Raw genomic sequence first — 24,720 nt, 5'->3', positions numbered from 1 at the left:
TGTGTGATGGGCTCTGATTACAGGTGAGCAGGGCTTGCCGGGTCGGCGTCCTGCTGGGCGGCAAAATACTTGCTGGGCGGCACGCCCTTGGCGCGTTTGAACACCCGCGAGAAATAGAATTGGTCGAAAAAGCCTACCGACACCGCCACCTCTGCAATGGAAAGGTTACCTGCGCGCAGCAGCTTGCAGGCTTCGTTGATGCGGTACTCGGTCAGGTAGTCGATGGGGCTTTTGCCCACGTTCAGCATGAACACCCGGTACAGGTGGCTGCGGGAAACTCCCACGCTCTTGGCTACATCGTCAATGGAGATGTCGTGGGAGTAGTTGAACTGGATGTACTTGATGGCGTTCAGCACATACTGGCTGGAGGAGGAGGCCGTGTGGGGCTTGCCTGCGCTGGTCTCCCGCATCAAAGCGGCGATGAACAGATACAGGTAACCCACCATAGCGGCTTCGTCCTGCGGTTGCAATCCGCGGGAGGAGTAGATGTTGTTCAGGGCTGCCCGCATCCCGTCCGGGTCGCTGGTGTGGTGCACGGGGGCATCGTCCGTAAAGGGCAGCTGCGCAGCAAGCTTGTGGGCGCAGGCACCATTAAAGCCCACCCAGCTGTACTCCCACGGCTGCTGCTCGTCGGCAGTATAGCGAATCAGCTGGCTGGGGCGGGCGAAGAACAGATCACCCTCGCTCACCTCCCAGGTGCGGCCGCCCACCTCAAAGATGCCCTTGCCGGATACCACCAGATGGATCAGGTAGTGGTCACGGATGCCGGGACCCCATGTCTGACCCGGAGCGCAGCGCTCCAAGCCGCAGTTGAAGATGGACAATTCAATGTTGTTGGTATAGTTCTGCTTAAAGGATTGCTTATAAACGTCTGGCATGGCAGCTTTACCTCCGTCCTGTCACATTCTGCATCCAGTATACCATAGAACGCCCTGCAAATTCAACAAAAGTACATCTTATTCTTTGCACCTGACGCCGAAATTTGGATTTTTAGGGCAAATAAATTGAAAAATCGCCCGAAATGAATTACAATAGGCAAAAAAGAGCAGAATCGTTTATTCTGGAGGGAGGAACTGTCATGGCCACCAGTGCACAACTCAGAGAACAGATCCTGCAAGGCAGCTGGGATGCCGCACTTGCTGCACTTTATGGGGCAGACCCGGCGGTGCTGCAGCGGCAGCGCGGGCGCTATGCGGCTGCGCTGGAGCAGTTCGAGCTGTATTTTGGCCCCGGACGACAGGTGCAGGTGTACTCTGCACCCGGGCGTGCAGAGCTGAGCGGCAACCACACAGATCATCAGGGCGGCTACGGTCTTGCGGCGGCGGTCACGCTGGATCTGGTGGCAGTGGCAGCCCGCAATACGGACGGCTATGTGCGGGTCAAGTCCCGGGGGTTCAACAAGCTGGATGTCATTGATCTTGCTACCGCAGAGCCGCAGGCAGGGGAGAGCACCCACTCGGCCAGCCTGATCCGCGGTATTGCCGAGGGGTTCCGCGCGGTGGGTAAGCAAATAGGCGGCTTTGACGCCTATACTGCCAGCGATGTGCTGCGCGGCTCCGGACTGTCCAGCTCGGCGGCCTTTGAGATGGGCATGGCCTCCATCTGGAACGAGGAATACAGTACCGGGCTGACCCCGGCGGAGCTGGCTGGCATCTGCCAGTATGCGGAAAATACCTATTTCGGCAAGCCCAGCGGCCTGCTGGATCAGCTGACCAGTGCGGTGGGCGGCATTATCTTTGCGGATTTTGCCGCTCCGCGCACCCCAAAGATCGAGAAACTCCACGCGGACGGTCTGCTGCCGGAGGGAATGTTCCTCTGCGTCACGGATACCCGGGGCAGCCACAGTGAGCTGACCGGCGAGTTTGCAGCCATCCGGCAGGAAATGGAGCAGGTGGCCGCCTGCCTCGGCAAGCCGCTGCTGGGTCAGGTGGAGGAGGGTGCGTTCTGGGCGGCGCTGCCTGCCCTGCGCAGCCGCTGCGGAGACCGTGCGGTGCTGCGTGCGATCCATTATTTTGAGGAGAACGCCCGCACACTGGCGCAGCGGGATGCACTTTATGCAAAGCAGTTCCCGGTGTTTGCAAGGCTGGTGAAGCAGAGCGGACAGGCTTCCTTTGCGCTGTGCCAGAACGTGTACTGTACAGCGGATGTGCGGCATCAGGGACTGTCGGTGGCATTGGCCCTGAGCCAGAGCATTCTGGAAGGCACCGAGGGCGCGTGGAGGATGCAGGGCGGCGGCTTTGCAGGCACCATCCAAGCCTATGTGCCCGGACGGCTGTTCGGGCGGTATCATGAAGCCATTGAGCGGGTATTCGGGCAGGGCAGCTGCTATGTGCTGCGCCTGCGGGAGCAGGGCGCAGTCCGGGTGATCTGAATAAAACAAAAAGCCGTGCATGGCCGGAATGCTCCGGGATGCACGGCTTATTTTATGGCTTACTGTTGCAGCGAAAAAGGCTGAGGAAGAGAGTTCTCGACCGGCTGGGCGTCCTTCCGCTGCGCATGATCCAGATACTGGGCGGCAGTGACGGTAGCCTCGCGGGTGATGCCGAGCAAGCGGCCGAGCTGCTGAGAGATCTTGATCCCGGTCTGCACACCTGTCTTGATCATGCGGAAAAGCAGCATGGGCACGAAGGTGAAGGAAAACGAGATCAGCCCACCGTTCCAGAAGAAATCATTCAAGTGCAGATTGTCAAAAAAGCTGCCGACAGCATCGCCGAATTCGCCGCCGCCAAAGGCAGCGCGCTGCTCCTCGGGGGAGAGGGCTGCGTAGGAAGAGGGCAGCTGAAGCTTTTTCATAAATAAGAACACTCCTTTCCGGGTCGATGAAAAATCAGCACAGAGCTACCAGAGTAGGCAGACAATTCTGCTGATCGGCCTCCTGAGCGGCCTGTTTGTCGGCCTTGTACTGGTCAACGGCATCCTTGAGCTCGGTCACAAAACCCTTGAGGGTAAGATAAATGCTGCGTGCCTGACAATAGGCATAATAACCGCCCAGACCGGCCAGACCGATCGTGGCAACCTTGCTCCAGGTGTTCAGCTTGCCCCAGAAATGCCCAATGGCATCACCGACACCCAAACCGTCGTTCAGAGCATTCTGCATACCGGAGACTGCAGCCTGGAACGCATAGCGGCCCATCACGCCCAGCAGGTTTACCGTAACATTGATGCCAAAGGCCATGACCTGCTCGGGGGTAATGTTGATGGAAAGGGCACCGCCCTCGGTATAGGTCATCTCCTCGGCAGAGAGCACAGCGTAGCCGGCAGGCAGCTGTAACGGGCGCTGATATGTATGATCCATGATGGAAAACTCCTTTCGTACACAGAACTCCCCAAGGGGCAGTTCATCTAGTAACTGAATTGTAGCATATCTGCACAAAAATGACAAGAGAGCGCGGGTTTAAAAACCATGATACATTTGTGAATATATTGTGATGCTGTTTCGAGAAAATGACTTGAATACGCTGTAAATGCGCAAAATGCCTGCTTTTTCACGGCGAAAAAATGTTGTAGCAAAAACGTGCTGAAAAACGCCAATAACAAAGGCATCTGCCCGTACCCGCTGCGCGGGACGCAGCAGCAGGCAAAGCAGATGCCTTTGTGTGTTTTACAGGATGCCAAGCGAAAGGAAAGCGGGGTCACAGCACTTTCGGCACGCGCTCATACAGCGTGGTCAGTTCGCCGATGTGCCCGGCCAATGCGGCGGGCAGAGGCTGCGCCAGCCGCCAGTGCCAGTTTGCGCCCTGTGTGCTGGGGGTATTGATGCGGGCCTCGCTGCCCAGATGCAGCCAGTCAGCCAGCGGGATAATGGCGGTATCCGAAACACTGGCAAGACATGCGCAGATCATGCCTTCGGTCAGGGTCTCCGGTGTGCAGCGCAGGTACCGGCAGGCGTAAGCTACGTCCTCAGCACTGGCGTTGCTGCGCCAGCCCTCGGTGGTCACGTTGTCGTGGGTGCCGGTGTACACCACGCTGTTGCGGGGGTAGGTGTGGGGCAGGTAGTTGCCCGACTCCCGGCTGTCGAAGGCGAACTGCATGATCTTCATGCCCGGGTAACCGCTTTCGGCCAGCATGGCCTTCACCTCCGGAGTCAGGAAGCCTAGATCCTCGGCGATGATATTGCCGCCGCCCAGCGTCTGCTGCATGGCGTGGATAAAGTCCCGGTCGGGGCCTTTTTCCCAGTGACCGCCCGCAGCCGTGGTGCTTCCGGCAGGGATGGAATAGTAGCTCTCGAAGCCGCGGAAGTGGTCGATGCGCACCACATCATAGATGGAGGTGGCGTGCTTCATGCGCCGCTTCCACCAGTCAAAGCCGGTGGCCTTGTGGGCGGGCCAATCGTACAGCGGGTTGCCCCACAGCTGGCCGTCTGCCGCAAAGGCATCCGGCGGGCAGCCTGCTACATGGGTCAGGTGCATCTGTCCATCGGTCTGGAACAGCTCCGGGTGGGTCCACAGGTCGCTGGAATCCGGGCTGACGTAGATGGGGATATCACCCACCAGCAGGACACCCTTGCGGTTGGCATAGGCTTTCAGTGCGTTCCACTGGGTGTAGAAGAAGAATTGTACCGCCTTGTGGTAGCAGATCTGGTCAGCCAGCCGTGCCTTTGCGGCGGCAATGGCTTCCGGCTCCCGGCAGCGCAGGGCGTCCGGCCAGTCGGCAAGGCCAGCCTGCCCCTGCTCGGCCTTTACCGCCATGAACAGGGCGTAGTCCTCCAGCCAGAAGCTCTGCGCTGCGCAGAAGGCTTCGTAGGCAGGGGAGGGGGCAGCCAGCAGCCGGTCAGCGGCCTTTTTCAGCAGCACCGGGCGCTGGTTGTACAGCGCACCGTAGTCAACGGTGTCCACCGGCTGTGCGGCGGGGATCTCTTCGGCGGTTAGGTAGCCATCTGCCGCCAGCAGACGGAAATCAATAAAGTAGGGATTTCCGGCAAAGGCGGAAAAACTCTGGTAGGGGCTGTCACCATAGCCGGTAGGGCCGATGGGCAGGATTTGCCAATAGGTCTGCTTTGCCTCGGCCAGAAAATCAACAAATGCGGTCGCTTCACTGCCCAGCGTACCGATGCCAAAAGGCCCCGGCAGACTGAACACCGGCATCAGAATGCCGCTTGCACGCATACCGTGCACCTCCTTAGCCCTTTACAGCACCGGCCACGACACCCTCGATGATGTACTTCTGGCAGGTCATGTAGAGGATAATAATGGGGATGATCGCAATGATGATGCAGGCCATCATGGGAGCCAGCTCCACGCGGCCATAGCCGCCGCGGAAATACTGGATGGCCATGGGGATGGTGCGGTACTTCTTGATATCCAGCACCAGCGTGGGCAGCAGGTAGTCGTTCCACACCCACATGGTCTCCAGAATAGCAGTGGAGATCATGGTAGGCTTCAGGATGGGGAACACGATCTTGAAGAAGATCTGGATGGGATTGCAGCCATCGATCATGGCGGCTTCCTCGATCTCCATGGGCACGCTCTTCATAAAGCCGGTGAACATGAACACGGCCAGACCAGCGCCGAAGCCCAGATAGATGATGCAGATGTTCCACGGGGTGTTCAGATTCAGCCGGTCAGCAGTCTTGGACAGGGTGAACATGACCATCTGGAAGGGAACGACCATGGAGAACACGATCAGCAGATTCATGAACTTGCTCAGCTTGTTGTTCACGCGGGTCAGGTACCAGCCGGTCATGGAGCAGCACAGCAGGATCAGCACCACACTGGTGATGGTGATCAGAAGGCTGTAACCCATGCTGGAGAGGAAGTTCATCTTGGTCACGCCGTAAACGTAGTTGCGCAGACCGGCAAAGGTTTCGGCGGTGGGCAGACGGAACACCGTAGAGGTAGTAAAGCTGCCTTCGGTCTTTAAGCTGTTCAGTAAAATCAGCACGATGGGGTAGATCCACAGCAGGCAGAGAAGCACCATTACAACAGTAAGGATGACATCCCAGGTTCTTTTCTGTTTCGACATTACTGCTGCACCTCCTTAGAGCGGGTAAAGTGGAGCTGGATCAGCGAGATGACCACAACGATCAGGAAGAACACAACAGCCTTTGCCTGACCGATGCCCTTCCACTGTGCGCCGGAGCGGCCGTAGAAGGTGTTGTAGATGTTCAGTGCCAGCATTTCACTTGCGTTGGCGGGCTCACCTGCGGTCAGGGCCACGTTCTGGTCGAACAGCTTGAAGCTGTTGGTCAGGGTCAGGAAGGTGCAGATAGTCACGCTGGGCATGACCATGGGGATCTTGATCTTGAACAGGATCTCGCGGTCGTTGGCACCGTCGATCTTGGCAGCCTCGATCAGGTCGCCGGGCACGCTCTGCAGGCCAGCCACATAGATGATCATCATGTAGCCGATCTGCTGCCAGCACATCAGGATGACCAGACCGACAAAACCGGCCTTGGCATCCAGTGCCAGCAGGGGCTTCTGCAGGTTAGCCAACACACCGTTGAGCAGGATCTGCCAGATGTAGCCCAGCAGGATGCCGCCGATCAGGTTGGGCATAAAGAACACGGTACGGAAAATGTTGGTGCCCTTGATGCCGCGGGTCAGCACCAGTGCAATGGCAAAGGCACACACGTTGATGAGTACGGTGCTCACCACGGTAAAGACCGCCGTAAAGCCGAAAGCGTGCAGGAAGGTGGAATCCTGGAACACGGAAATGTAGTTCTGGATGCCCACAAAGGTGGTCTTGGACACGGTAGTGAATCGCTGGAAGGACAGATATGTGCCCCAGATAAAGGGCCAGATGAAGCCGATGATAAAGGCGACCAGAGTAGGCAGCACAAATATCGGCCAGTATTTACTAATGGCTTTTTGCATGATATACCTCCTGATGGAGTTGTCAGATAAAAAAGAAAGGAGGCGGGCGAACTTATCGCCCGCCTCCCATTTTAATTTCTAGGGAGATCTCCGGTCAAAGACTTAGCCGTTAGCCAGCTTGTACTCCTTGGCCCAGCCATCCACAAATGCGGTAACAACGTCGTCCCACTTGCCGGTGCCTGCTGCGTATGCAGTCAGAGCGCTGCCTACGCCGTTCTTCCACTCCTCGGAAGGCATGGTGGAGAAGCACCAGTCAACACTGGTCTTGCCAGCTGCCACATAATCGTTGGCAATGGTGATCAGGGGGTTGGTGGAGTCCTTAGCCTTCTTGAAGGGGATCACGAAGCCCATGTCATCTGCCATGGCAGAGGTGCCCTTGTCGGAAGTGACACACCAGTACAGGAAGTCCAGAGTAGCCTGGATGTCAGCCTCAGAAGCGGCGTTGTTGACACACCAGAAGTTCTCGGAACCGGTGCACAGACCCTGATTCTCCTCGCCGTCCACACCGATGTAAATGGGCAGCATACCCAGATTGTCGTCGCCCAGATCCTTCACGTCGCCGTAAGCCCAGGTGCCGTTCTGGTAGAACACAGCCTTCTTGCCCACAAACTCAGCAACAGCATCGTTGCCGGTCTTGGAAGCCAGCAGCTTGGGATCGCAGGTGGAATCGGTGATGTACAGATCCCAGATCTGCTTGTAGTTGTCCAGATAGGTGCCCTTGATGGCGTCGGTGGAGCCAATGCCGTCTGCCTTGTACTCGTAGTAGATGGGCAGGTTTGCCAGATGGGTCTTGAAGCGCCAGTCAGAAGAACCGTCCATGCCGGCAGAGGTGAAAGCACCGTCCACACCCAGCTCAGCCTTGCGAGCCTGAATGTCGTCAGCAACCTTCTTCAGGTCGGCAAAGCCCTTGATGTCCTCCTGCTTGTAACCAGCAGCGGTCAGCAGCTCCTTGTTGTAGATGATGCCGTAGGTCTCGATGACGTATGCAATGCTGGTGACAGCATCGCCGTCCTTCAGTGCGAAGGAGTCGCTGGTCAGCTCGCCGTAGACCTGACTGCCAGACAGGTCGTAGCAGTAATCCTTCCAGTTGGCCAGACCCACAGGGCCGTTCACCTGGAACAGGGTGGGAGCTTCGCTCTTCTCCATCTCGCTCATCAGGGTGGTCTCGTACTGGCCGGAAGCGGCGGTCACAACGGTCACGGGCACGCCGGTCTCCTCAGTGTAGACCTTAGCCAGATCCTGCCAAGCCTGATCCTGCTCGGGCTTGAAGTTCAGGTAGTAGACCTTGCCGTCTGCCTTTGCAGCGGTGCTGGAAGCAGCGGTAGAACTGGCAGCAGAGGAAGCGGTGCTGCTGGAGGAGCCGCCGCAGGCAGCCAGACCCAGAGCAGCGGCAGAAACGCCAGCGGCCTTCAGGAAGTTACGACGAGTGATCATCTTTTTCATAATAAGTTCTCCTTCTTATTAAAATTACAGATCAACTATATACTCTCCGTCCTTCGACGGAGGGAATACAAAATTTAAATTGCCCTTACGCTTTCGCCCTGCTGCAATTCCGGCTGCAGGGTCACGGTCTGGGCAGGGGAACCATGCTCGATTTGCCGCACCAGCAGCTCGATGCTTTGCAGCGCGATCTGTTCGCTGGGCTGGACGATAGTGGTCATCACCGGCACGCAGTAGCGGGACATCGTGATGCCGTCAAAGCCGATCACCGAAACATCCTCCGGAACCCGAAGCCCGGCACTTACCAGCGCCCGGATGGCACCAAAGGCGATGACGTCGCTCATGGCGAACAAGGCAGTGAACTCTGCCCGGCGGGCCAGCAGGCTGTTCATAGCGTGGTAGGCGGATTCGAAATCGTAGTTGGACAGGCCGTACAGCTTGTCGTTGAACAGGATGCCCGCATCCTCCATGGCCTGCTGTGCGCCCTGACGGCGCATCAGACTGGGGTAGCTGGTCACTGGACCGCCCAAAACGGCGATCTTGCGGTGTCCCTGCCGGATGAGGTAGTCCACAGCGGTATAGGCCGCTGCCCGGTCATCCACGCCCACCATGGAAAGGTTGGGAAAGTCCAACTCATCCGTGACCAGCGTAGTGAGCACCGAGGGAACATTGATACGGTCGAAGCCCCGCTGAAAGTTGGCCACGCTGCCGCCCAGAAAAATGATGCCCTTGGGTTTGATCTCCCGCAGGATCTTTTCGGCGGCGTCGATCTCGTTGGCGTTCTCGTCCAGATAAGAGACGATGCCGTTGTACCCGTACAGGGTAGCGGCGCGCTGGAGCTGCACCAGAAAATCCGAGAAGAAGATGTTCCGGGTGCCCTTTACCACAAACACAAGGCTGCGGGACTGCTGGATCTTCAGCTGTCTGGCGTTGGTGTTGGGCACGAACCCGGCCTCCCGCATCACTTTCAGAACATGCTCCTTGGTCTCCGGACGGACATCCGGCCTATCGTTGATCACACGGGAGATGGTGCTTACGGAGCAGCCGCTGATCCGTGCGATATCCTTGATGGTCAGGTTTGCCATGTCGGCGGGCCTCGCTTTCTGAAAATGCTTCGGGAACGTTGTCGGGAACGTTTCCAGTGACATTAGTATGGCACATTCTGTATAAAAAATCAATAAGGTTAATTCAACTTTGTACAAGGTGTGCAATGCTGCCCCTCGCATTTGTGCAGTTTGATTTGCGTGCAAAGCAGCAAAATCGAAAATACCGATAATTCCCGGTACAAGTCAAAACCGACCGGGAATTATCGTACCGGTTTGTAACTTTTTACACGCCGCTAGTGGAGAATTTGTGAATTGTATACAAGAACAAAGCAACGGAAACGTTCCCGAAAAATGCTCTGGCACTGTATTCTGAACAGTTGTAGTGTGGGAGCTGCCGTACAAAAACCGGGCCGGAGCGGGCACCGCGCTGCGCCGCAGATAGAGCCAAGACAACGGGGCAGGGGAGATGCTGCCCCGAAACGCAGCAAAAAAGCGCTCTCACCTTGTCATCGGTGAGAGCGCTTTGCTGATTGCTGATTATTTTGATCGGGTTGGTTTTTTAAAGATTAGTCGCTGACGTAGGGCATCAGAGCAACGTGACGAGCACGCTTGATGGCGATGGTCAGTGCGCGCTGATGGTAAGCGCAGGTGCCGGTCACACGGCGGGGAATGATCTTAGCACGCTCAGAGACGTACTTACGCAGACGGGGCACGTCCTTGTAATCGATGGTGTCGATGCGATCGACACAGAAGCTGCAAACCTTCTTGCGGCCGCGACGCATGGGGCGTGCGGGGCGAGAGCCTTCGGTTCTTTCAAAAGCCATTGCTTATTACCTCCTATTGGATTTTTAACGGATAGACCGTTTCGTGTCAGAACGGCAGGTCATCGCTGTCGTCAATAACAGCGAAGTCGTCTGCATTACCGGCAGAGTAGCTGGGAGCTGCCTCCACAGCAGCCGGACGGGCAGGCGCTGCGTTCTGGTAGGACGGAGCGGCATTCTGATAGCCGTTTCCGTCACCTGCATTGCTGCTCTTGGGGCCTGCAAAGTTGATGTTGCTGGCAACCACTTCAACGGCAGTGCGGTTTGCGCCGGTCTTATCCTGATACTGACGGGACTGCAAACGGCCGTCCACAACGATCAGGGAACCTTTCTGGAAATAGCGGCAGACAAATTCGGCCTGCCGATCCCATGCAACCACATCGATCCAGTCCGCCACGCTCTGCCCATTGGCATCGCGGCGCCCGCGGTCGCAGGCAATGCGGAACGAAGCAACGTTCTTGCCGGTAGTGGTCTGACGCATTTCAGGGTCACGCGCAAGGCGACCCATGATAGCAACAACATTCAACATAGTACGGTTTCCCTTTCTGTCACAGAAGAATTACTCCTCGTGAGCAATGATCAGGCTGCGCATAACGCCTTCAGTGATCTTGTACACACGGTCCAGCTCAGCGGGGAAGCTGGGCTCGCTGGTGAAGTTGATCACGGTGTAGACGCCCTCTTCCTCGTCGTTGATGGGGTAGGCCAGACGGCGCTTGCCCCACTCGTCGATAGAATCGATCGTACCGTTAGCCTCGATCAGGGACTTGAACTTACCCACCAGAGCGGCGGAAGCCTCCTCATCGAGAGCGGCGCTGGTAATCAGCATGGTTTCGTACTTTGCCATTTTTGTAGCACCTCCTTTTGGACTTGAGGGCCCTGCGGATCTGCAAGGCCAAGGGTACACAGACTGCGGTATCGCGGCCTGTGTGGTGTGTCTGTTCAGACAGCAATTTATTATAGCAAGCTTCTTTGGTTCTGTCAAGCTTTTTTGACAAAAAGAACGATAAAAAATGTTTTGCATTTTTTGGCAAAAAGGACTATAATGTATACGCTTTCCCTGCAGTATGGCAGGGCCGGGGCTCCGGCAGTGGCAGGGAAGCGGGAAAAATTAAAGGAGGATAATCCATGTATTCGTTGTTTCGAGATCTGGCAATCATAATCCTGAGCGCGAAATTCTTCGGATTGGTGGCGCGTAAGTGCAAGGCTCCGCAGGTGGTGGGCGAGATCATCGCCGGCCTGCTGATCGGCCCCTGTTTGCTGAATCTGGTGCAGATCAGCGACTCCATCTCTATCTTTGCAGAGATCGGCGTTGTGATGCTCATGTTCACCACCGGCCTCGGCACCAACCTGAAAGAGCTGATCAAGGCTGGCCCCATCGCCACCCTGATCGCTACCGTTGGCGTGGCTGTGCCTCTGGTGGGCGGCACCTTATTATATGGTGCGTTCTACGGCTTTGCCGCAGTGGGCAGCCCGGAGTTCTACCGGGCGCTGTTCATCGGCACCATCATGACTGCTACCAGTGTGTCCATCACGGTGGCTACCTTGCAGGAGCTTGGTCACCTGAAGAGCTTCCTGGGCACGACCATCGTCAGCGCCGCTGTCATTGATGATGTCATCGGCATCGTGGTGCTTACCTGTGTACTGGGTGCCAGCAGCGGCACCGGTACGGGTCTGGGTAAGGTGCTGTTCAACACCCTGCTGTTCTTTGCCACCGCACTGGGCGTTGGCCTTGTGGTGCACTACGCTATGAAGTGGCTGGATCAGCGCAATCCCCACACCCAGCGTATCACCATCGTGAGCATGGCCTTCTGCTTTGCCATGGCCTACATCGCAGAGGAATACTTCGGCATCGCCGATATCACCGGTGCTTACATTGCAGGCATCGTGCTGTGCACCATGGATGACGCACCTTATGTAGAGCGCCGGGTGGATATCAGCAACTATGTTATCTTTGCGCCGATCTTCTTTGCCTCCATCGGCCTTAAGACCGATATCAGCGGCCTGACCCCGGAAATTTTGCTGTTCTGCGTCTGCTTTGTGGTGGTGGCACTGATCACTAAGATCATCGGCTGCGGTCTGGCTGCAAAGATCTGCCGCTTCAACTGGGACGATTCCCTGAAGGTCGGTGTCGGTATGATGACCCGCGGAGAGGTGGCACTGATCGTGGCACAGAAGGGCTTGGCCATCGGCGTAGTAGACCCGGTCTACTTTACCGCTGTGATCCTGCTGATCGTGGTGTCCAGCGTGGCTACCCCGCTGGCACTCAAGGCCATGTTCACCAAGCACCCGCCCGTGCCGCATCCCAGTCAGGCAAACTAAATGAGGTTGCTGCGCAAATGATGTTCTTCGAATGATGTTTTGCTTCGCAAAAATAATGTGCGCTGCGGCGCATGAAGGACACTACAGCAGCATAGAAAAACACCCCGGAAAAGCGAAAGCCTCCGGGGTGTTTTCATTGCGCCGCTGTGCGGCGCACATCATCTGCGCAGCAGACATCATGGCGCAAGCCACATCATTTGCGCAGCAATATCATTTTATTTTACAGCGTCTTGCAGAACTCCTTCAGGTAGGCGCGGAACTCCTCGCCGATCTCGGGATGTTGCAAGGCCAACTCCACCTGCGCCTCCACGACCTTGAGCTTGTTGCCCATATCGTAGTGCTTGCCGGTGAACTCCACGGCAGTCATGCCGCCGCGGGTGCGGGCATACTCTGCCATGGCATCGGTCAGCTGGATCTCGCCGCCGGCACCGGGCTTGGTGTGGGCAAGGATCTCGTAGATCTCCGGGGTCAGCAGCACACGGCCCAGAATGGAATAGTTGCTGAACTCCTGCCCCTTCTTGGGCTTCTCGATCATGTCATCCACAAAGAAGTAGTTGTCGTGGATGGGAGTGGTCTTTAAGCTGCAATAGCGGCTCACGTCCTCCCAAGGCACAGCGGATACACCGGCGACCGGACGGCCGAACTCCTCGTAGGCGCGGATCAGCTGGGCACAGACCGGATCCTCGCCCCAGATCACGTCATCGCCGTAGATGACCACAAAGGAATCATCACCAGTAAAGGCCTTGGCGGTGTTGACTGCATGGCCCAGGCCCAGCGTCTCCTTCTGGCGCACGAACAGGATGTTGGCCAGATTGGCAATGCCCAGACACTCTTCCAGCATCTTTTCCTTGCCGGGCTTGGCCAGCTTTTCCTCCAGCTCGGGGCTGCGGTCAAAGTGATCCTCGATAATGCTCTGGTTGCGGCCCAGAATGATCAGGATATCGGTAATGCCGGAGCGGACGGCCTCCTCCACCAGATACTGGATGGCGGGCTTGTCCACGAGGGGCAGCATGCCCTTGGGCATTGCCTTGGTAGCAGGCAGTACGCGGGTACCAAGACCCGCAGCCGGAATAACGGCTTTGGTGACTTTTTTCATAATGATTCTCCCATGTTCTCATTTTATGCACGGCGAACCGCGCTTTTCGGCAGGATCCCCATCCCGCGTGAAACATGTTAAATAAAGGTGCCTACCAGTGCGTTCAGGTCCGGTCCCAGCAGCATGGAGCAAAGGCTGCCGACTACCAGTAGCAGGATGAACGCGCCAACGCAGGCTGCAAAGCTGACACCGCCCTGTGCGTTCAGCACGGCGCGGCGCTGCTCCGGATCCGGGAACTCGGCACGGATGCGGCGGATGCGTGCCGCTGCGCTGCGGCGGTAGAGCCACTTGCCATACAACCCCCGCACCAGCATCAGTGCAAAGCTGAGAAGGGACATGATGCGGCTCAGAAACACCAGCGTAGAGGCGCTGATGCCGGCGGTCAGGGGGCTGCCGGTGGTCTGCATCATGCTGATCAAGGTAGGAATGAACAGCAGCAGCTCTGCGGCCAGAAAGCCGAAGGCGGGCTTCCATGCCTTGCGGTAGAAAAAGTAGAACGGGCCGAACAGCAGTGCCGAAAAGCTCATGGAGATCTTGGAGTGGCGCAGCTGCATCTGGCTGTAATCGTTCAGATAGACCGGCGCGGCTGTGCCGATAAAATCCACCCAGTCCTGATAGGGTACGCCGTCGATCAGTTCATCCTTGCCAAAAGCGGTGCGCACGTTGCGGTGCACCGGGTCAACGACCTTTTCGGTGAAGTTCCGGTACATTTCGTCCCGGTACATCCCGCTGTAATCGAAATCCCGGTTCTGCTCGGCGCTGGCGGCAGCGCGGTCGTTGGGCTGCTCTGCACTCTCGGGGGGCAGGGCAGCGCCGCAGCAGCGGCAGACGCTTTCGCTGCGCAGGGTGCGCTCCCCGCAGGTGGGGCAGGTGCGCAGCTGCGCATCCTGATAAGGGAACTTCCACTCGTAGCCTGCGCCATGGGCAGGAGCGTGGATGCACAGACCCATCTTCTCATAACAGGTGCGATGGTAGGGTGCTCCGCAGTCCGGGCAGACCACGATGTCGTCCTGAAGGGTCAGCGGCTTGCCGCAGCCCTCACAGGGACAGCCATAATATTTCGGCATGATATCCTCCTGTGAAATCGATCATACTGGTATTATACTCCCCCGGGAATGAAAAGAAAAGGTGAAAATCTTTAAAAATCCGGCAAGATAGTATTTTTCCTCTTTACTTTATCACAGATTCTCGGTATACTAATGAAGTATCTGTGTATAAACTGTGTCTTTTGGCAGGGCAGAAAATACACGCTGTGCGTGCGTTTTGCACCCTGCCGGGGACGTTATCTGCTATGATGGAAACCCTTGAACGAGAGGAACTTAGAGAATGATCACGACTGATGAACTGAAAGTGCAGCTGGCCGAGCACGCCAAGGCCGTTAAGGACCTGGAAGAAGCACTGGCCATTGAAGCAAGCCGCAAGCGCGTGCAGGAGCTGGAGCACACCATGTCCCGCCCCGGCTTTTATGATGATGCAGAACTGAGCAAGAAGGTCTTTGACGAGATCGGCGACCTGAAGGGCAAGCTGAACCGCTTTGAAAAGCTGCAGGGCCTGTACGATGACGCCGAGACCATGCTGGAGATGCTGGATGAGGAGTACGACCCTGCTATGATCCCCGAGGCCGAAGAGGCCGTGAACACCGTGGGCAAGGCTGTGGAGGAACTGCAGCTGATGACCATGCTGAACGGCGAGTACGACCACAGCAACGCCATCCTTACCTTCCATGCAGGCACCGGCGGCACCGAGGCACAGGACTGGGCCGAGATGCTGTATCGTATGTATAATAAGTGGGCACAGGCACACGGCATGACCGTGGAGGTGCTGGACTATCAGGACGGCGATGAGGCCGGTCTGAAGAGCGCTTCCATGATGGTCAAGGGTGCCAACGCCTACGGCCTGCTCAAGAGCGAGAACGGCGTGCACCGTCTGGTGCGTGTCTCTCCCTTTGACGCCAACGCCCGCCGCCAGACCAGCTTTGCCTCTCTGGAAGTCATGCCCGAGCTGGACAACACCATTCAGGTGGACATCCGCCCCGAGGATATCGAGATGCAGGTGTACCGTTCCTCCGGCGCCGGCGGCCAGCACATCAATAAGACCTCTTCCGCTGTCCGTCTGATCCACAAGCCCACCGGCATCGTGGTCAACTGCCAGACCCAGCGCAGCCAGTTCCAGAACCGCGACTACGCTATGGAAATGCTGAAGGCGAAGCTGTACCAGATCGCCAAGCAGCAGCACATGGATAAGATCGACGACATCAAGGGCGTGCAGAACGAGATCGCTTGGGGTCACCAGATCCGCAGCTATGTGTTCATGCCCTACACCATGGTCAAGGATCACCGCACCAACTACGAGACCGGCAATGTGGATGCCGTGATGGATGGCGATATTGATGAGTTCATCTTCGCCTACCTCAAGGCCGCCAGCCGCGGCGAGCTGCAGGACGCATAAGCGCCTGTCCCTGTAAAAACCATAACCGCACCTGTGTCCATTTTTGGATGCAGGTGCGGTTTTTTCGTCCCTTTCTGCGTATACTAACCCCGAAAAATGCGCAGGGAGGCCGTAAAATGTCCAAGCACAGCATCGTCCGGTGGGGGAAGATCATGGGTGCCTATCTGCTGGTGGCCGCCGTGGCGGCGCTGGGCTGGCTGTGGTGCGCCCTGCCAGAGGAGGTCTATCTGGAACCGGGGCAGTCCCTTGCGCTGCCCCGCTTTGGCTGGGTGGAGCCGCTGCGCGGGCACGGCAGCCGCAACGTGGCCAGCACTCGGGCGGCAGGCAGCTATCAGACCACGCTGGCGCTGGGCGGCTGGCTGCCGGTCAAGACCATCCGCGCCACCGTGATGCAGCGCCCCACGGTCACGGTATGCGGCACGCCTTTTGGAGTGAAGATGTTCTCGGAGGGGGCGCTTGTGGTGGGCTTTTCCGAGGTGCACACTGCCGCCGGTACGGTGAACCCTGCAAAGCAGGCGGGGCTGCGACTGGGCGACCGGGTCATCCGCATGGGAAACACCGTCACCGAGACCAACGAGCAGGTCCATGCCGCGCTGGAAGCCGCTGCCGGTGCGGCGGTGGAGGTGATCTACGTCCGCAAAGGAGAGCAGCGGCAGACCACCCTTTTGCCGGTGTGGGATACCCAGAACGCCCAGTGGCGGGCGGGGATGTGGGTGCGGGATTCCTCCGCCGGGGTGGGCACCCTGACCTTTGTAGATGCGCAGGCTGGGGTGTTTGCCGGGCTGGGACACCCCATCAGTGACAGCGACACCGGCGAGCAGGTCGCCCTGCGCAGCGGTGAGATCGTGGCCTGCCAGATCGTTGGTTGCACCGGCGGTACCGCCGGCAGCCCCGGAGAGTTGAAGGGCAAATTTATCAGCGACCACGCCCTTGGCAGAATTTGTATCAACGGCGAAAACGGCGTTTACGGCACGGTAAGCACCGCCATTGCCGGGCAGCAGACAGAGCTTGCCTTTGCGCAGGAGGTGCTGCCCGGTGCGGCAGAGATCCTGACCACTACCAGCGGCGAAACACCCCGCAGCTACCGTGTCTATATTGAAAAGGTGAACGATGCCGACCCGCGCCGCAACATGGTGCTGCGCGTCACCGACCCGGCACTGCTGGCGCAGACCGGCGGCATCGTGCAGGGAATGAGCGGCAGCCCCATTCTGCAAAACGGGCGGCTGGTGGGTGCAGTGACCCATGTGCTGGTCAATGACCCGACACGAGGCTACGGTATTTTTGCACAAACCATGCTGGAACAGGCACATTCCGTGCCCGGAAAGGATGCAGCAGCATAAAAAAGTATGACATTCGAGCGGAATTTCCATAATTTCCCAAAATAAACCGTTGAACTATCTGGAAAATTATGGTAAAATCCATGGTGTTAAGGGAACTGCACACATTGGAGGAAACAACCATGGATAAAGTGAGATTCTTGATGTCGGATACCGGTGCTCAGATCACAGAAGCCTGTCGTGAGGCGCTGGAGCAAAAGGGCGTGGAAGTGACCGTTGTGGAAAAGGATGGAAATAAAGTTTTGCAGAAGATGCTGGCGGTTCGCCCGCAGGTAGTGCTGCTGGACGCCTTTATGCCCGGGCTGGATGCACTGGCGGTCAAGCAGCGCTACAACGCCGCAGGCGAGCGCCACACCTCGTTTTTTGTCACCGGCGCGTTCCAGAGCGAGGAAATGGTACAGGAGCTGCTGGACGAGGGCTTTGCTTATTATTTCGTCAAGCCTTTTGATGAGAGCGTCCTTGCCGCTCGGGTGCTCAAGGCAGCCAGCGGACAGGAAAAGCACCTGCTCCACACCAGCGTGGACAGCGATGAGTTGACCGTTACCGAAATATTGCACCAGATTGGCGTGCCTGCGCACATCAAGGGCTACCAGTTCCTGCGGGATGCCATTCTGCTCACGATGAATGAGCCGGAGTACATCAACGCCGTGACCAAGCGCCTGTACCCGGAGATCGCCAAGAAAAACGGCACCACCGCCAGCCGGGTGGAGCGCGCCATCCGCCACGCCATCGAGGTGGCATGGGATAGGGGAGACGTGGATACCCTCAATAGCTACTTCGGCTATACCATCCATAACCTGCGCGGAAAACCGACGAACTCGGAGTTCATCGCAATGATAGCTGACAAGATGCGGCTGGATAAACGGCAGCGGGTGGGATAAACAGCCGATATAAACAGGAGCGGACATATAATTATAAAAGCATGGGATAACCCGAAGGCTTCATCTGAGAAAGGTGGAGCCTTTTCTCTTTGCATTTTCCTTCCCATCTGGTACAATGATGCAGAAGGGAAGTGACGAAATGCCGGAAGTGGATGCGATCCGTGCGCAGCTGTTTGCGCTGCAAGATAAGGAATATCAGGTCTTTTACAGCCGCCTGATGCCCACTCTGCCATCGGAGACGGTGATCGGGGTGCGGGTGCCGCTGCTGCGCAGGTTGGCAAAGCGGCTGGCAGGCACCCCGGAAGCGGAGACGTTTCTGCAATGCCTGCCGCATTCTTATTATGAAGAAAACGCGCTCCATGCCTTTCTGCTGGAGCATGTCCGGGATTACGGCACAGCGCTGGCGGCCACCGAGCGCTTTTTGCCCTATGTGGATAACTGGGCAGTCTGCGATAGCTTCAGCCCCAAGGTGTTTGCGCAGCATAAGCCGGAGCTGCTGCCTGCTATCCGGCGCTGGCTGAGCTCTGACCGGACGTATACCGTGCGCTACGGGATCGGGATGCTGATGCGGTATTATCTGGACGATGCCTTCCGGCCGGAATATCTGGTTTGGGTGGCGGCGGTGCACAGCGAGGAATACTATGTCAATATGATGCGGGCGTGGTATTTTGCCACTGCACTGGCAAAGCAGCCCACAGCGGCGCTGCCGTGGCTGACCGAAAAGCGGCTGGACGTGTGGACGCACAACAAGACCATTCAGAAAGCGGTGGAAAGCTACCGCATCCCCCCGGAGCAAAAGCAGGCTTTGCGGGCGCTGCGCATTCGTTCACAAAAGCTTTGCGAAGAACGGTGCGTTTGACTGTTTACATTGTGGCGAATTTATTGTAAAATAGAATATAGCAAAAATGCCGGGTCTATCCGGCGAAAGATAAAACAGGTGGTGTTTGGATTATGGCATTGAAATACAAGCGTATCCTTCTGAAGATCAGCGGCGAAGCGCTGGGCGGCGAAAAGGGCATGGGCTTTGATGAGCCCACCATGGACGCCATTTGCGGCGGCGTGAAAAAGGCACACGAGCTGGGCGTGCAGATCGGTATCGTTGTGGGCGGCGGCAACTTCTGGCGCGGTCGTTCCAGCGGCAAGATGGAGCGCACGCTGGCCGATAAGATCGGTATGCTGGCTACGGTGATGAATGCACTGGCCGTCTCTGATAAGCTGGAGCAGCTGGGCGTGCCCACCGAGGTGTTCACCTCGATCACCATGCCGCAGGTGGCCCCTGCCTTTACCCGCAAGGATGCTCTGCGTGCTATGGACGAGGGCAAGATCGCTGTGTTCGGCGGCGGCACCGGCAACCCCTTCTTCTCTACCGATACGGCTACCGCCCTGCGCGCCGTGGAGGTGAGCGCTGATGTGATGTTCAAGGCAACCATGGTGGACGGCGTCTACGATAAGGACCCCCACAAGTACCCGGACGCAAAAAAGTACGATACCCTTACCTTTACCAAGGTGCTGGAGGATCAGCTGGCCGTTATGGACGGCACCGCAGCTACCCTGTGCCGCGACAACAAGCTGCCCATTCTGGTGTTTGATCTGGCCGACCCGGACAACATCGCACGGGCTGTGCAGGGCGAGAACGTGGGCACGCTGGTCTACGAGGGCTGAGCATAGCGCCCCGGTGCAACTGCATACGATTGGATAGAGCAGCAGCGGCGCAGTGCGCTGCCTGCATGGATCAATAGAATAAAGAAACAGGAGAACAACGACAATGAGCAGCAACACCAAGGTTTTCGAAGATAAGATGAAGAGCTCTGTGGAGCACCTGAGCCGCGAGCTGGCCGCTGTGCGCGCAGGCCGCGCAAACCCCGCCGTGCTGGATAAGGTGGTCGTGGATTACTACGGTGCTCCCACCCCCATCCAGCAGTTGGCCGCTGTGGCAGTCTCTGAGGCACGCACCCTCACCATCACCCCTTGGGATCGCACCCTGCTGCGTCCCATTAGCAAGGCAATCATGGCCAGCGATGTGGGCATTACCCCCATTGATGACGGCGTTACCATCCGCCTGAACTTCCCCGCACCCAACGAGGAGCGCCGCAAGCAGCTGGCTAAGGAAGTCTCCAAACTGGGCGAGGACGCCAAGGTTGCCGTGCGTAACGTGCGCCGCGACGCCATGGATAAGGCCAAGGCCATGAAGAAGGCTGGCGAGTTGACCGAGGACACCCAGAAAACCATGGAAGAAGATGTCCAGAAGCTGACCGATAAGTATATCAAGAACATTGATGCTGCCGTGGAAGAAAAGCAGAAGGAGATCATGGCCGTCTGATCCGCAGCACACAATAACAACTGGGAGGTGCCGTGCGCTGGTGAAAGGTGCGCGGCACTTTTTGCAGGGCAGCCCTGCTGCCGGGAGGTATAAATGGCACACCCCAAAGAATTTGCCGAAGGCCTTTCCATCGGCATCATTATGGACGGCAATGGCCGCTGGGCGAAAAACCGCGGCCTGCCCCGCACCGCAGGACACAAAAAGGGTGCGGCGGTGTTCAAGGATATTGCCAACTATTGCGATGAACTTGGCGTAGCATCGGTGTATTTCTACGCGTTCTCCACCGAGAACTGGAAGCGCCCGCTGGAAGAGGTGGGTGCCATCATGAAGCTGTTCGCCCAGTACCTCATCGAGGGCTTTGACTACAAAAACCGCAATATCCGCATCAAATTCTTAGGCGACCGCACCGCGCTGGACCCCAAGCTGCAAAAGATGATGAACGAGCTGGAAGGGGACTCTGCCTGCAAGACCGGCATGACCCTGAACATCGCCATCAATTACGGCGGCCGCCCGGAGATCGTGCGGGCAGCGCAGCAGCTGGCTGCAAAGGCCGCAGCAGGCGAGATCCGCCCCGAGGACATCAACGAGCAGATGATGAGCGATGCCATGTACACCGCCGGACAGAAGGACCCGGACTTTATCCTGCGTCCCAGCGGAGAAAAGCGGCTGTCCAACTTTATGCTCTGGCAGGCCGCCTATTCGGAGCTGGTGGAGATGGATGTGCTCTGGCCGGACTTTACCCGCGCCGATCTGGACACCGCCATTGAGGAGTTCAACCACCGCAGCCGCCGGTTCGGCGGCATCTGAGCGGCCCGCTGTCCGTACTGCAAACCCTGCATCTCAGATGCAGACCCGGCAGACCCGGTACTTCCTCGGGTCGGAATGCGTTGCCCTGCAAGGGGCTGCTGCCGGAAGAACAAAGGAGAACGAAACCTATGAAAACACGCATTATTACTGCAATCGTGGGCATTCTGGTGCTCATTGGCGTGATGTTTACCTTCAACACCATGGTGTTCAATCTGGTGATTGCAGCCATCACCCTGATCGCCGTCCACGAAATTTACAGCGCCCTCGGCTTTGAAAAAAAGGACTGGCTCATGTACGCTGTGCTTGTACCCTACACATTGCTGGTCATGCTTTCCAGTTACAGTGCCATGCGCAAGCTGGTCATGCCGATGTCTTTTGTGCTGGTAACCTTTTTTGCCATCTATCTGGTGGTGCGCAATGGCACCATCAGCTATCAGAAGGCCAGCGGTCTTTTGGTGTTTTCGGGCATCGTGATCTTCTGCTTCTACTCCTTCGTCCTGCTCAAGGAGCGTCTCCCGGTGGAAAAGTACGGCTATGACGCTGTTTTCTTCATTCTGCTCATCCTCTGCTTTGCATGGGGCGGCGATACCTGCGCCTACTTTGCAGGCCGCGCCTTCGGCAAGCACAAGCTGTGCCCGGTGGTCAGTCCCAAAAAGACGGTGGAGGGTGCCATCGGCGGCGTGCTGGGCACCATGGTGTTCGGCGTGGTCGCTACCCTCATCTACTCTATTGCGGCAAACCGCATGGAAGCCTTTACCCGCTCTAATATCGGCGTTTCCATGTATGTTATTATCGCGCTGCTGGGCTGCATCGCCGCAGTGCTGGGCATCTACGGCGACCTGTTTGCCAGCGTGGTCAAGCGCCAGTGCGGCATTAAGGACTACGGCACCATCTTCCCGGGTCACGGCGGCATTCTGGATCGCTTTGATAGTGTGATGTTCATTGCACCCTTCGTGACCATGGTCATCACCGCCGTGTTCTACGCCTGATACAGGGGAGGAAACTGTTATGTCTAAAAAAATTACGCTGCTGGGTTCTACCGGTTCCATTGGTACCCAGAGTCTGGATGTCATCCGCGCCCAAGGGTACGAGGTCTACGGCCTTTCTGCCCACAGCCATGTGGAAAAGATCTTGCAGCAGATCGAGGAGTTCCACCCGAAATACGTCTGCATGACCGACCCGGACGCCGCCGCAAAGCTGGATGCTGCGCTGGCTGGCCGGGCAAATGCGCCCAAGCTGCTCACCGGCCCGGAGGGGCTGAAAGAGCTGGCTGCGCTGGACGGCCCGGACGTGGTGCTGAACAGCGTTGTGGGCATTGCCGGCCTTGGTGCCAGCCTGTGCGCCATTGAGAGCGGCCACGACTTGGCACTGGCCAACAAGGAAAGCCTTGTCACCGGCGGTCATCTGGTCACACAGGCTGTGGAAAAGCACGGCGTACAGCTGCTTCCTGTGGACAGCGAACACTCCGCCATCTTCCAGTGCCTGCAGGATAAGGAGAGCGCCCCCAGCCTGACCAAAATTCTGCTCACTGCCTCCGGCGGTCCCTTCTTCGGTATGACCACCGAGCAGCTGCGCGGCAAGACCCGTGCAGACGCCCTTAAACACCCCAACTGGAATATGGGCGCGAAGATCACCATCGACTCCGCCACCCTGATGAACAAGGGTCTGGAACTCATCGAGGCTGTATGGCTCTTTGGTCTGCCGCCGGAAAAAATCCAAATCGTGGTGCAGCGCCAGAGCATCGTCCACTCTGCGGTGCAGTTTAGCGATAATTCGATCATTGCCCAGCTGGGTGTGCCGGATATGCGCATCCCCATCCAGTACGCTCTGACCTACCCCAAGCGTGTGCCGGGCGTAGTGCCGGAGCTGGATTTCACCACCCTGAAGCTGCTCACCTTCGATGTAGCCGATGAAGAGACCTTCCGTTGCCTTGCCGCCTGCAAAAAGGCCATTCGCAAGGGCGGTCTTGGCCCCTGCGCCGCCAACGGTGCCAACGAGGAAGCCGTTAAGCTGTTCCTTGAGGATAAAATCGGCTTTTTGGATATCGGCCGCTTGGTGGAGGCTGTTGTGGACAGCGACAGCTTTGGCGGCGATTATACGCTGGCAGACGTATACGAGTGCGACCGCATGGCGCGCGCATTCGTGCGGGCACACCTGTAACGCTTTATCAGCAATATACGCCCCGGCGCTGTTTTTGTGACAGTTCCGGGGCGATATAGGAGAACGAATGTCATTTATTATCACCATCCTTGCCGCGCTGCTTGTGTTCAGTGCGGTGATTGCCATCCACGAGTTCGGGCATTTTACTGTGGCAAAGCTCTGCGGCATTCAGGTCAACGAGTTTTCCATCGGCATGGGGCCGGTGCTCTGGAAAAAGAACCATAAAGGCACCCAGTACAGCCTGCGTGCCCTGCCTGTGGGCGGCTTTGTAGCACTGGAAGGGGAGGAAAGCCCCGAAAGCCAGCAGGCAGAGGCCGCCCGCGATGCACGGGAGGATAATTTTTCTTCTTCTAAACATGACTTAAATATACTTAGTACAGAAAGTGATGGAGAAGTTCAGGAAAAGCCTGCCGGCATCCCCCTGAACGAAGCGCCGGTGTGGCAGCGGGTACTGGTCATGGTGGCCGGTGCGGTCATGAACTTTGTGCTGGGCTTTGTGGTGCTGGTGATCCTCATCACCGCCCAGAACGAGCCCATCACCAGCAAGACCATCTATGCCATTCAGGACGGTGCCCTCTGCGGGCAGACCGGCCTGCAGGCGGGGGACAAGGTTCTGGCGGTGAATGGCCGCCGCTGCTTTGTGGCCAACGATATCCTGTACGAGCTGGTGCGCACCCAGTCTTACAGTGCGGATTTTACCGTACTGCGGGACGGCCAAAAGGTGCAGCTGCCGGGGGTGCAGTTCGACACATGGCAGGATGAAAAAGGCGAGACCCACATGAGCATCGGTTTTTCCGTCTATGGACTGGAAAAGACCCCCGGCAACGTGCTGCGGGAGGCGGGCAACAGCGTGCTGTACTATGGGCGCATCGTGTTCACCTCCCTTGTGGACTTAGTGCGCGGGCGGGAGAGCATCAACAACCTTTCCGGTCCGGTGGGCATCGTGTCGGCCATCGGGCAGGCCGCCAGCTACGGCTGGCAGGACTTGCTGGAACTGCTGGCGCTGATTACCGTCAACCTTGGTATCCTCAACCTACTGCCCTTCCCGGCGCTGGATGGCGGCAAGGTGGTATTTTTGGTCATTGAAGGCGTCACCGGCCATGCTGTGCCGGAAAAGCTGCAAAGCGTGCTCACCCTTGCAACCTTCGGGCTGCTGTTCGGGCTGATGCTCTTTGCAACCTACAACGATATTCTCCGGCTTATTACCGGGACAGTATAAGAAAGGGGAACCCT

25 protein-coding genes are annotated in these 24,720 nt (G+C 57.5%); 12 read left to right on the top strand and 13 right to left on the bottom strand.

Annotation, left to right across the window (positions count from 1 at the left end):
* Positions 1–17: 17 nt before the first annotated feature.
* On the bottom strand, positions 18–878 hold the full coding sequence (locus tag MTP39_RS08505) for an AraC family transcriptional regulator (RefSeq protein ID WP_249240192.1): 861 nt from the start codon (positions 876–878) through the stop codon (positions 18–20).
* A gap of 200 nt (positions 879–1,078) precedes the next feature.
* Here MTP39_RS08505 and MTP39_RS08500 point away from each other — a divergent pair, with 200 nt between their 5' ends.
* The gene (locus tag MTP39_RS08500) at positions 1,079–2,371 is read left to right on the top strand and encodes a galactokinase (protein ID WP_249240190.1); all 1,293 of its coding nucleotides are present in this window, start codon (positions 1,079–1,081) and stop codon (positions 2,369–2,371) included.
* A gap of 59 nt (positions 2,372–2,430) precedes the next feature.
* Here the strand turns inward: MTP39_RS08500 and MTP39_RS08495 are convergent, their stop codons facing one another.
* From MTP39_RS08495 to rpsF, 10 genes are all read right to left on the bottom strand, one after another.
* Positions 2,431–2,793, bottom strand: coding sequence for a hypothetical protein (locus tag MTP39_RS08495; protein ID WP_249240189.1), 363 nt, complete (start codon positions 2,791–2,793; stop codon positions 2,431–2,433).
* 34 nt (positions 2,794–2,827) lie between these two features.
* A complete protein-coding gene (locus tag MTP39_RS08490) occupies positions 2,828–3,295 on the bottom strand; it encodes a hypothetical protein (protein ID WP_249240187.1) in 468 nt (155 codons plus the stop codon).
* 337 nt (positions 3,296–3,632) lie between these two features.
* On the bottom strand, positions 3,633–5,105 hold the full coding sequence (malQ, locus tag MTP39_RS08485; RefSeq protein WP_249240186.1) for a 4-alpha-glucanotransferase: 1,473 nt from the start codon (positions 5,103–5,105) through the stop codon (positions 3,633–3,635).
* A gap of 13 nt (positions 5,106–5,118) precedes the next feature.
* Positions 5,119–5,961, bottom strand: a complete 843-nt coding sequence (locus tag MTP39_RS08480; RefSeq protein WP_249240184.1) for a carbohydrate ABC transporter permease — start codon at positions 5,959–5,961, stop codon at positions 5,119–5,121.
* Entirely contained in the window at positions 5,961–6,812 is an 852-nt protein-coding gene (locus MTP39_RS08475) for a carbohydrate ABC transporter permease (RefSeq protein WP_249240183.1), read from the bottom strand. Before MTP39_RS08475 ends, MTP39_RS08480 begins: the two co-directional genes overlap by 1 nt.
* A 102-nt stretch (positions 6,813–6,914) precedes the next feature.
* Positions 6,915–8,255 (bottom strand): ABC transporter substrate-binding protein, encoded by a 1,341-nt coding sequence (locus MTP39_RS08470; protein ID WP_249240181.1) that lies wholly within the window; start codon positions 8,253–8,255, stop codon positions 6,915–6,917.
* 74 nt (positions 8,256–8,329) lie between these two features.
* The gene (locus MTP39_RS08465) at positions 8,330–9,337 is read right to left on the bottom strand and encodes a LacI family DNA-binding transcriptional regulator (protein ID WP_249240179.1); all 1,008 of its coding nucleotides are present in this window, start codon (positions 9,335–9,337) and stop codon (positions 8,330–8,332) included.
* 527 nt (positions 9,338–9,864) lie between these two features.
* Positions 9,865–10,122 carry a 30S ribosomal protein S18 gene (rpsR, locus tag MTP39_RS08460; protein WP_015538096.1) on the bottom strand — a complete coding sequence of 86 codons (258 nt, stop codon included), beginning with the start codon at positions 10,120–10,122 and terminating at the stop codon, positions 9,865–9,867.
* Positions 10,123–10,168: 46 nt separating this feature from the next.
* Positions 10,169–10,648, bottom strand: coding sequence for a single-stranded DNA-binding protein (locus MTP39_RS08455; RefSeq protein WP_055185153.1), 480 nt, complete (start codon positions 10,646–10,648; stop codon positions 10,169–10,171).
* 30 nt (positions 10,649–10,678) lie between these two features.
* Entirely contained in the window at positions 10,679–10,963 is a 285-nt protein-coding gene (gene rpsF / locus MTP39_RS08450; protein ID WP_005923879.1) for a 30S ribosomal protein S6, read from the bottom strand.
* Positions 10,964–11,244: 281 nt separating this feature from the next.
* Here rpsF and MTP39_RS08445 point away from each other — a divergent pair, with 281 nt between their 5' ends.
* The gene (locus MTP39_RS08445) at positions 11,245–12,438 is read left to right on the top strand and encodes a cation:proton antiporter (RefSeq protein ID WP_249240177.1); all 1,194 of its coding nucleotides are present in this window, start codon (positions 11,245–11,247) and stop codon (positions 12,436–12,438) included.
* 220 nt (positions 12,439–12,658) lie between these two features.
* On the opposite strand, the gene MTP39_RS08440 is transcribed toward MTP39_RS08445, so the two are convergent.
* Both MTP39_RS08440 and MTP39_RS08435 read right to left on the bottom strand, forming a co-directional pair.
* Entirely contained in the window at positions 12,659–13,534 is an 876-nt protein-coding gene (locus MTP39_RS08440) for a UTP--glucose-1-phosphate uridylyltransferase (RefSeq protein ID WP_249240176.1), read from the bottom strand.
* Positions 13,535–13,611: 77 nt separating this feature from the next.
* Positions 13,612–14,601: an RING finger protein gene (locus MTP39_RS08435; RefSeq protein WP_249240174.1), complete on the bottom strand. Its 990-nt coding sequence runs from the start codon at positions 14,599–14,601 to the stop codon at positions 13,612–13,614.
* A gap of 259 nt (positions 14,602–14,860) precedes the next feature.
* Between MTP39_RS08435 and prfB the strand changes: the two genes are divergently transcribed.
* The 10 genes from prfB (at position 14,861) to MTP39_RS08385 (ending at position 24,706) form a co-directional block, all read left to right on the top strand.
* The gene (gene prfB, locus MTP39_RS08430; protein WP_249240173.1) at positions 14,861–15,982 is read left to right on the top strand and encodes a peptide chain release factor 2; all 1,122 of its coding nucleotides are present in this window, start codon (positions 14,861–14,863) and stop codon (positions 15,980–15,982) included.
* A gap of 116 nt (positions 15,983–16,098) precedes the next feature.
* Positions 16,099–17,322, top strand: coding sequence for a SpoIVB peptidase (gene spoIVB / locus MTP39_RS08425; protein WP_249240171.1), 1,224 nt, complete (start codon positions 16,099–16,101; stop codon positions 17,320–17,322).
* Between the two features lie 119 nt (positions 17,323–17,441).
* Positions 17,442–18,200, top strand: a complete 759-nt coding sequence (spo0A, locus tag MTP39_RS08420; protein WP_015538099.1) for a sporulation transcription factor Spo0A — start codon at positions 17,442–17,444, stop codon at positions 18,198–18,200.
* A 139-nt stretch (positions 18,201–18,339) separates the two neighbouring features.
* The gene (locus tag MTP39_RS08415; RefSeq protein WP_249240170.1) at positions 18,340–19,059 is read left to right on the top strand and encodes a DNA alkylation repair protein; all 720 of its coding nucleotides are present in this window, start codon (positions 18,340–18,342) and stop codon (positions 19,057–19,059) included.
* 92 nt (positions 19,060–19,151) lie between these two features.
* Entirely contained in the window at positions 19,152–19,862 is a 711-nt protein-coding gene (gene pyrH / locus MTP39_RS08410) for a UMP kinase (protein WP_005923912.1), read from the top strand.
* 103 nt (positions 19,863–19,965) lie between these two features.
* Entirely contained in the window at positions 19,966–20,520 is a 555-nt protein-coding gene (frr, locus tag MTP39_RS08405) for a ribosome recycling factor (RefSeq protein WP_055185167.1), read from the top strand.
* A gap of 93 nt (positions 20,521–20,613) precedes the next feature.
* A complete protein-coding gene (gene uppS / locus MTP39_RS08400) occupies positions 20,614–21,327 on the top strand; it encodes a polyprenyl diphosphate synthase (RefSeq protein ID WP_117930162.1) in 714 nt (237 codons plus the stop codon).
* A gap of 128 nt (positions 21,328–21,455) precedes the next feature.
* Entirely contained in the window at positions 21,456–22,316 is an 861-nt protein-coding gene (locus tag MTP39_RS08395) for a phosphatidate cytidylyltransferase (protein ID WP_249240168.1), read from the top strand.
* A 19-nt stretch (positions 22,317–22,335) separates the two neighbouring features.
* A complete protein-coding gene (gene dxr, locus MTP39_RS08390; RefSeq protein WP_112121744.1) occupies positions 22,336–23,487 on the top strand; it encodes a 1-deoxy-D-xylulose-5-phosphate reductoisomerase in 1,152 nt (383 codons plus the stop codon).
* 67 nt (positions 23,488–23,554) lie between these two features.
* Entirely contained in the window at positions 23,555–24,706 is a 1,152-nt protein-coding gene (locus MTP39_RS08385) for a M50 family metallopeptidase (RefSeq protein ID WP_249240167.1), read from the top strand.
* Positions 24,707–24,720 lie beyond the last annotated feature (14 nt).

Source organism: Faecalibacterium sp. I3-3-33 (assembly GCF_023347295.1).
Classification (GTDB): domain Bacteria; phylum Bacillota; class Clostridia; order Oscillospirales; family Ruminococcaceae; genus Faecalibacterium.
Note: the sequence above shows the minus strand (reverse complement) of the source record. Positions and strands in the feature narration are given on the sequence as shown.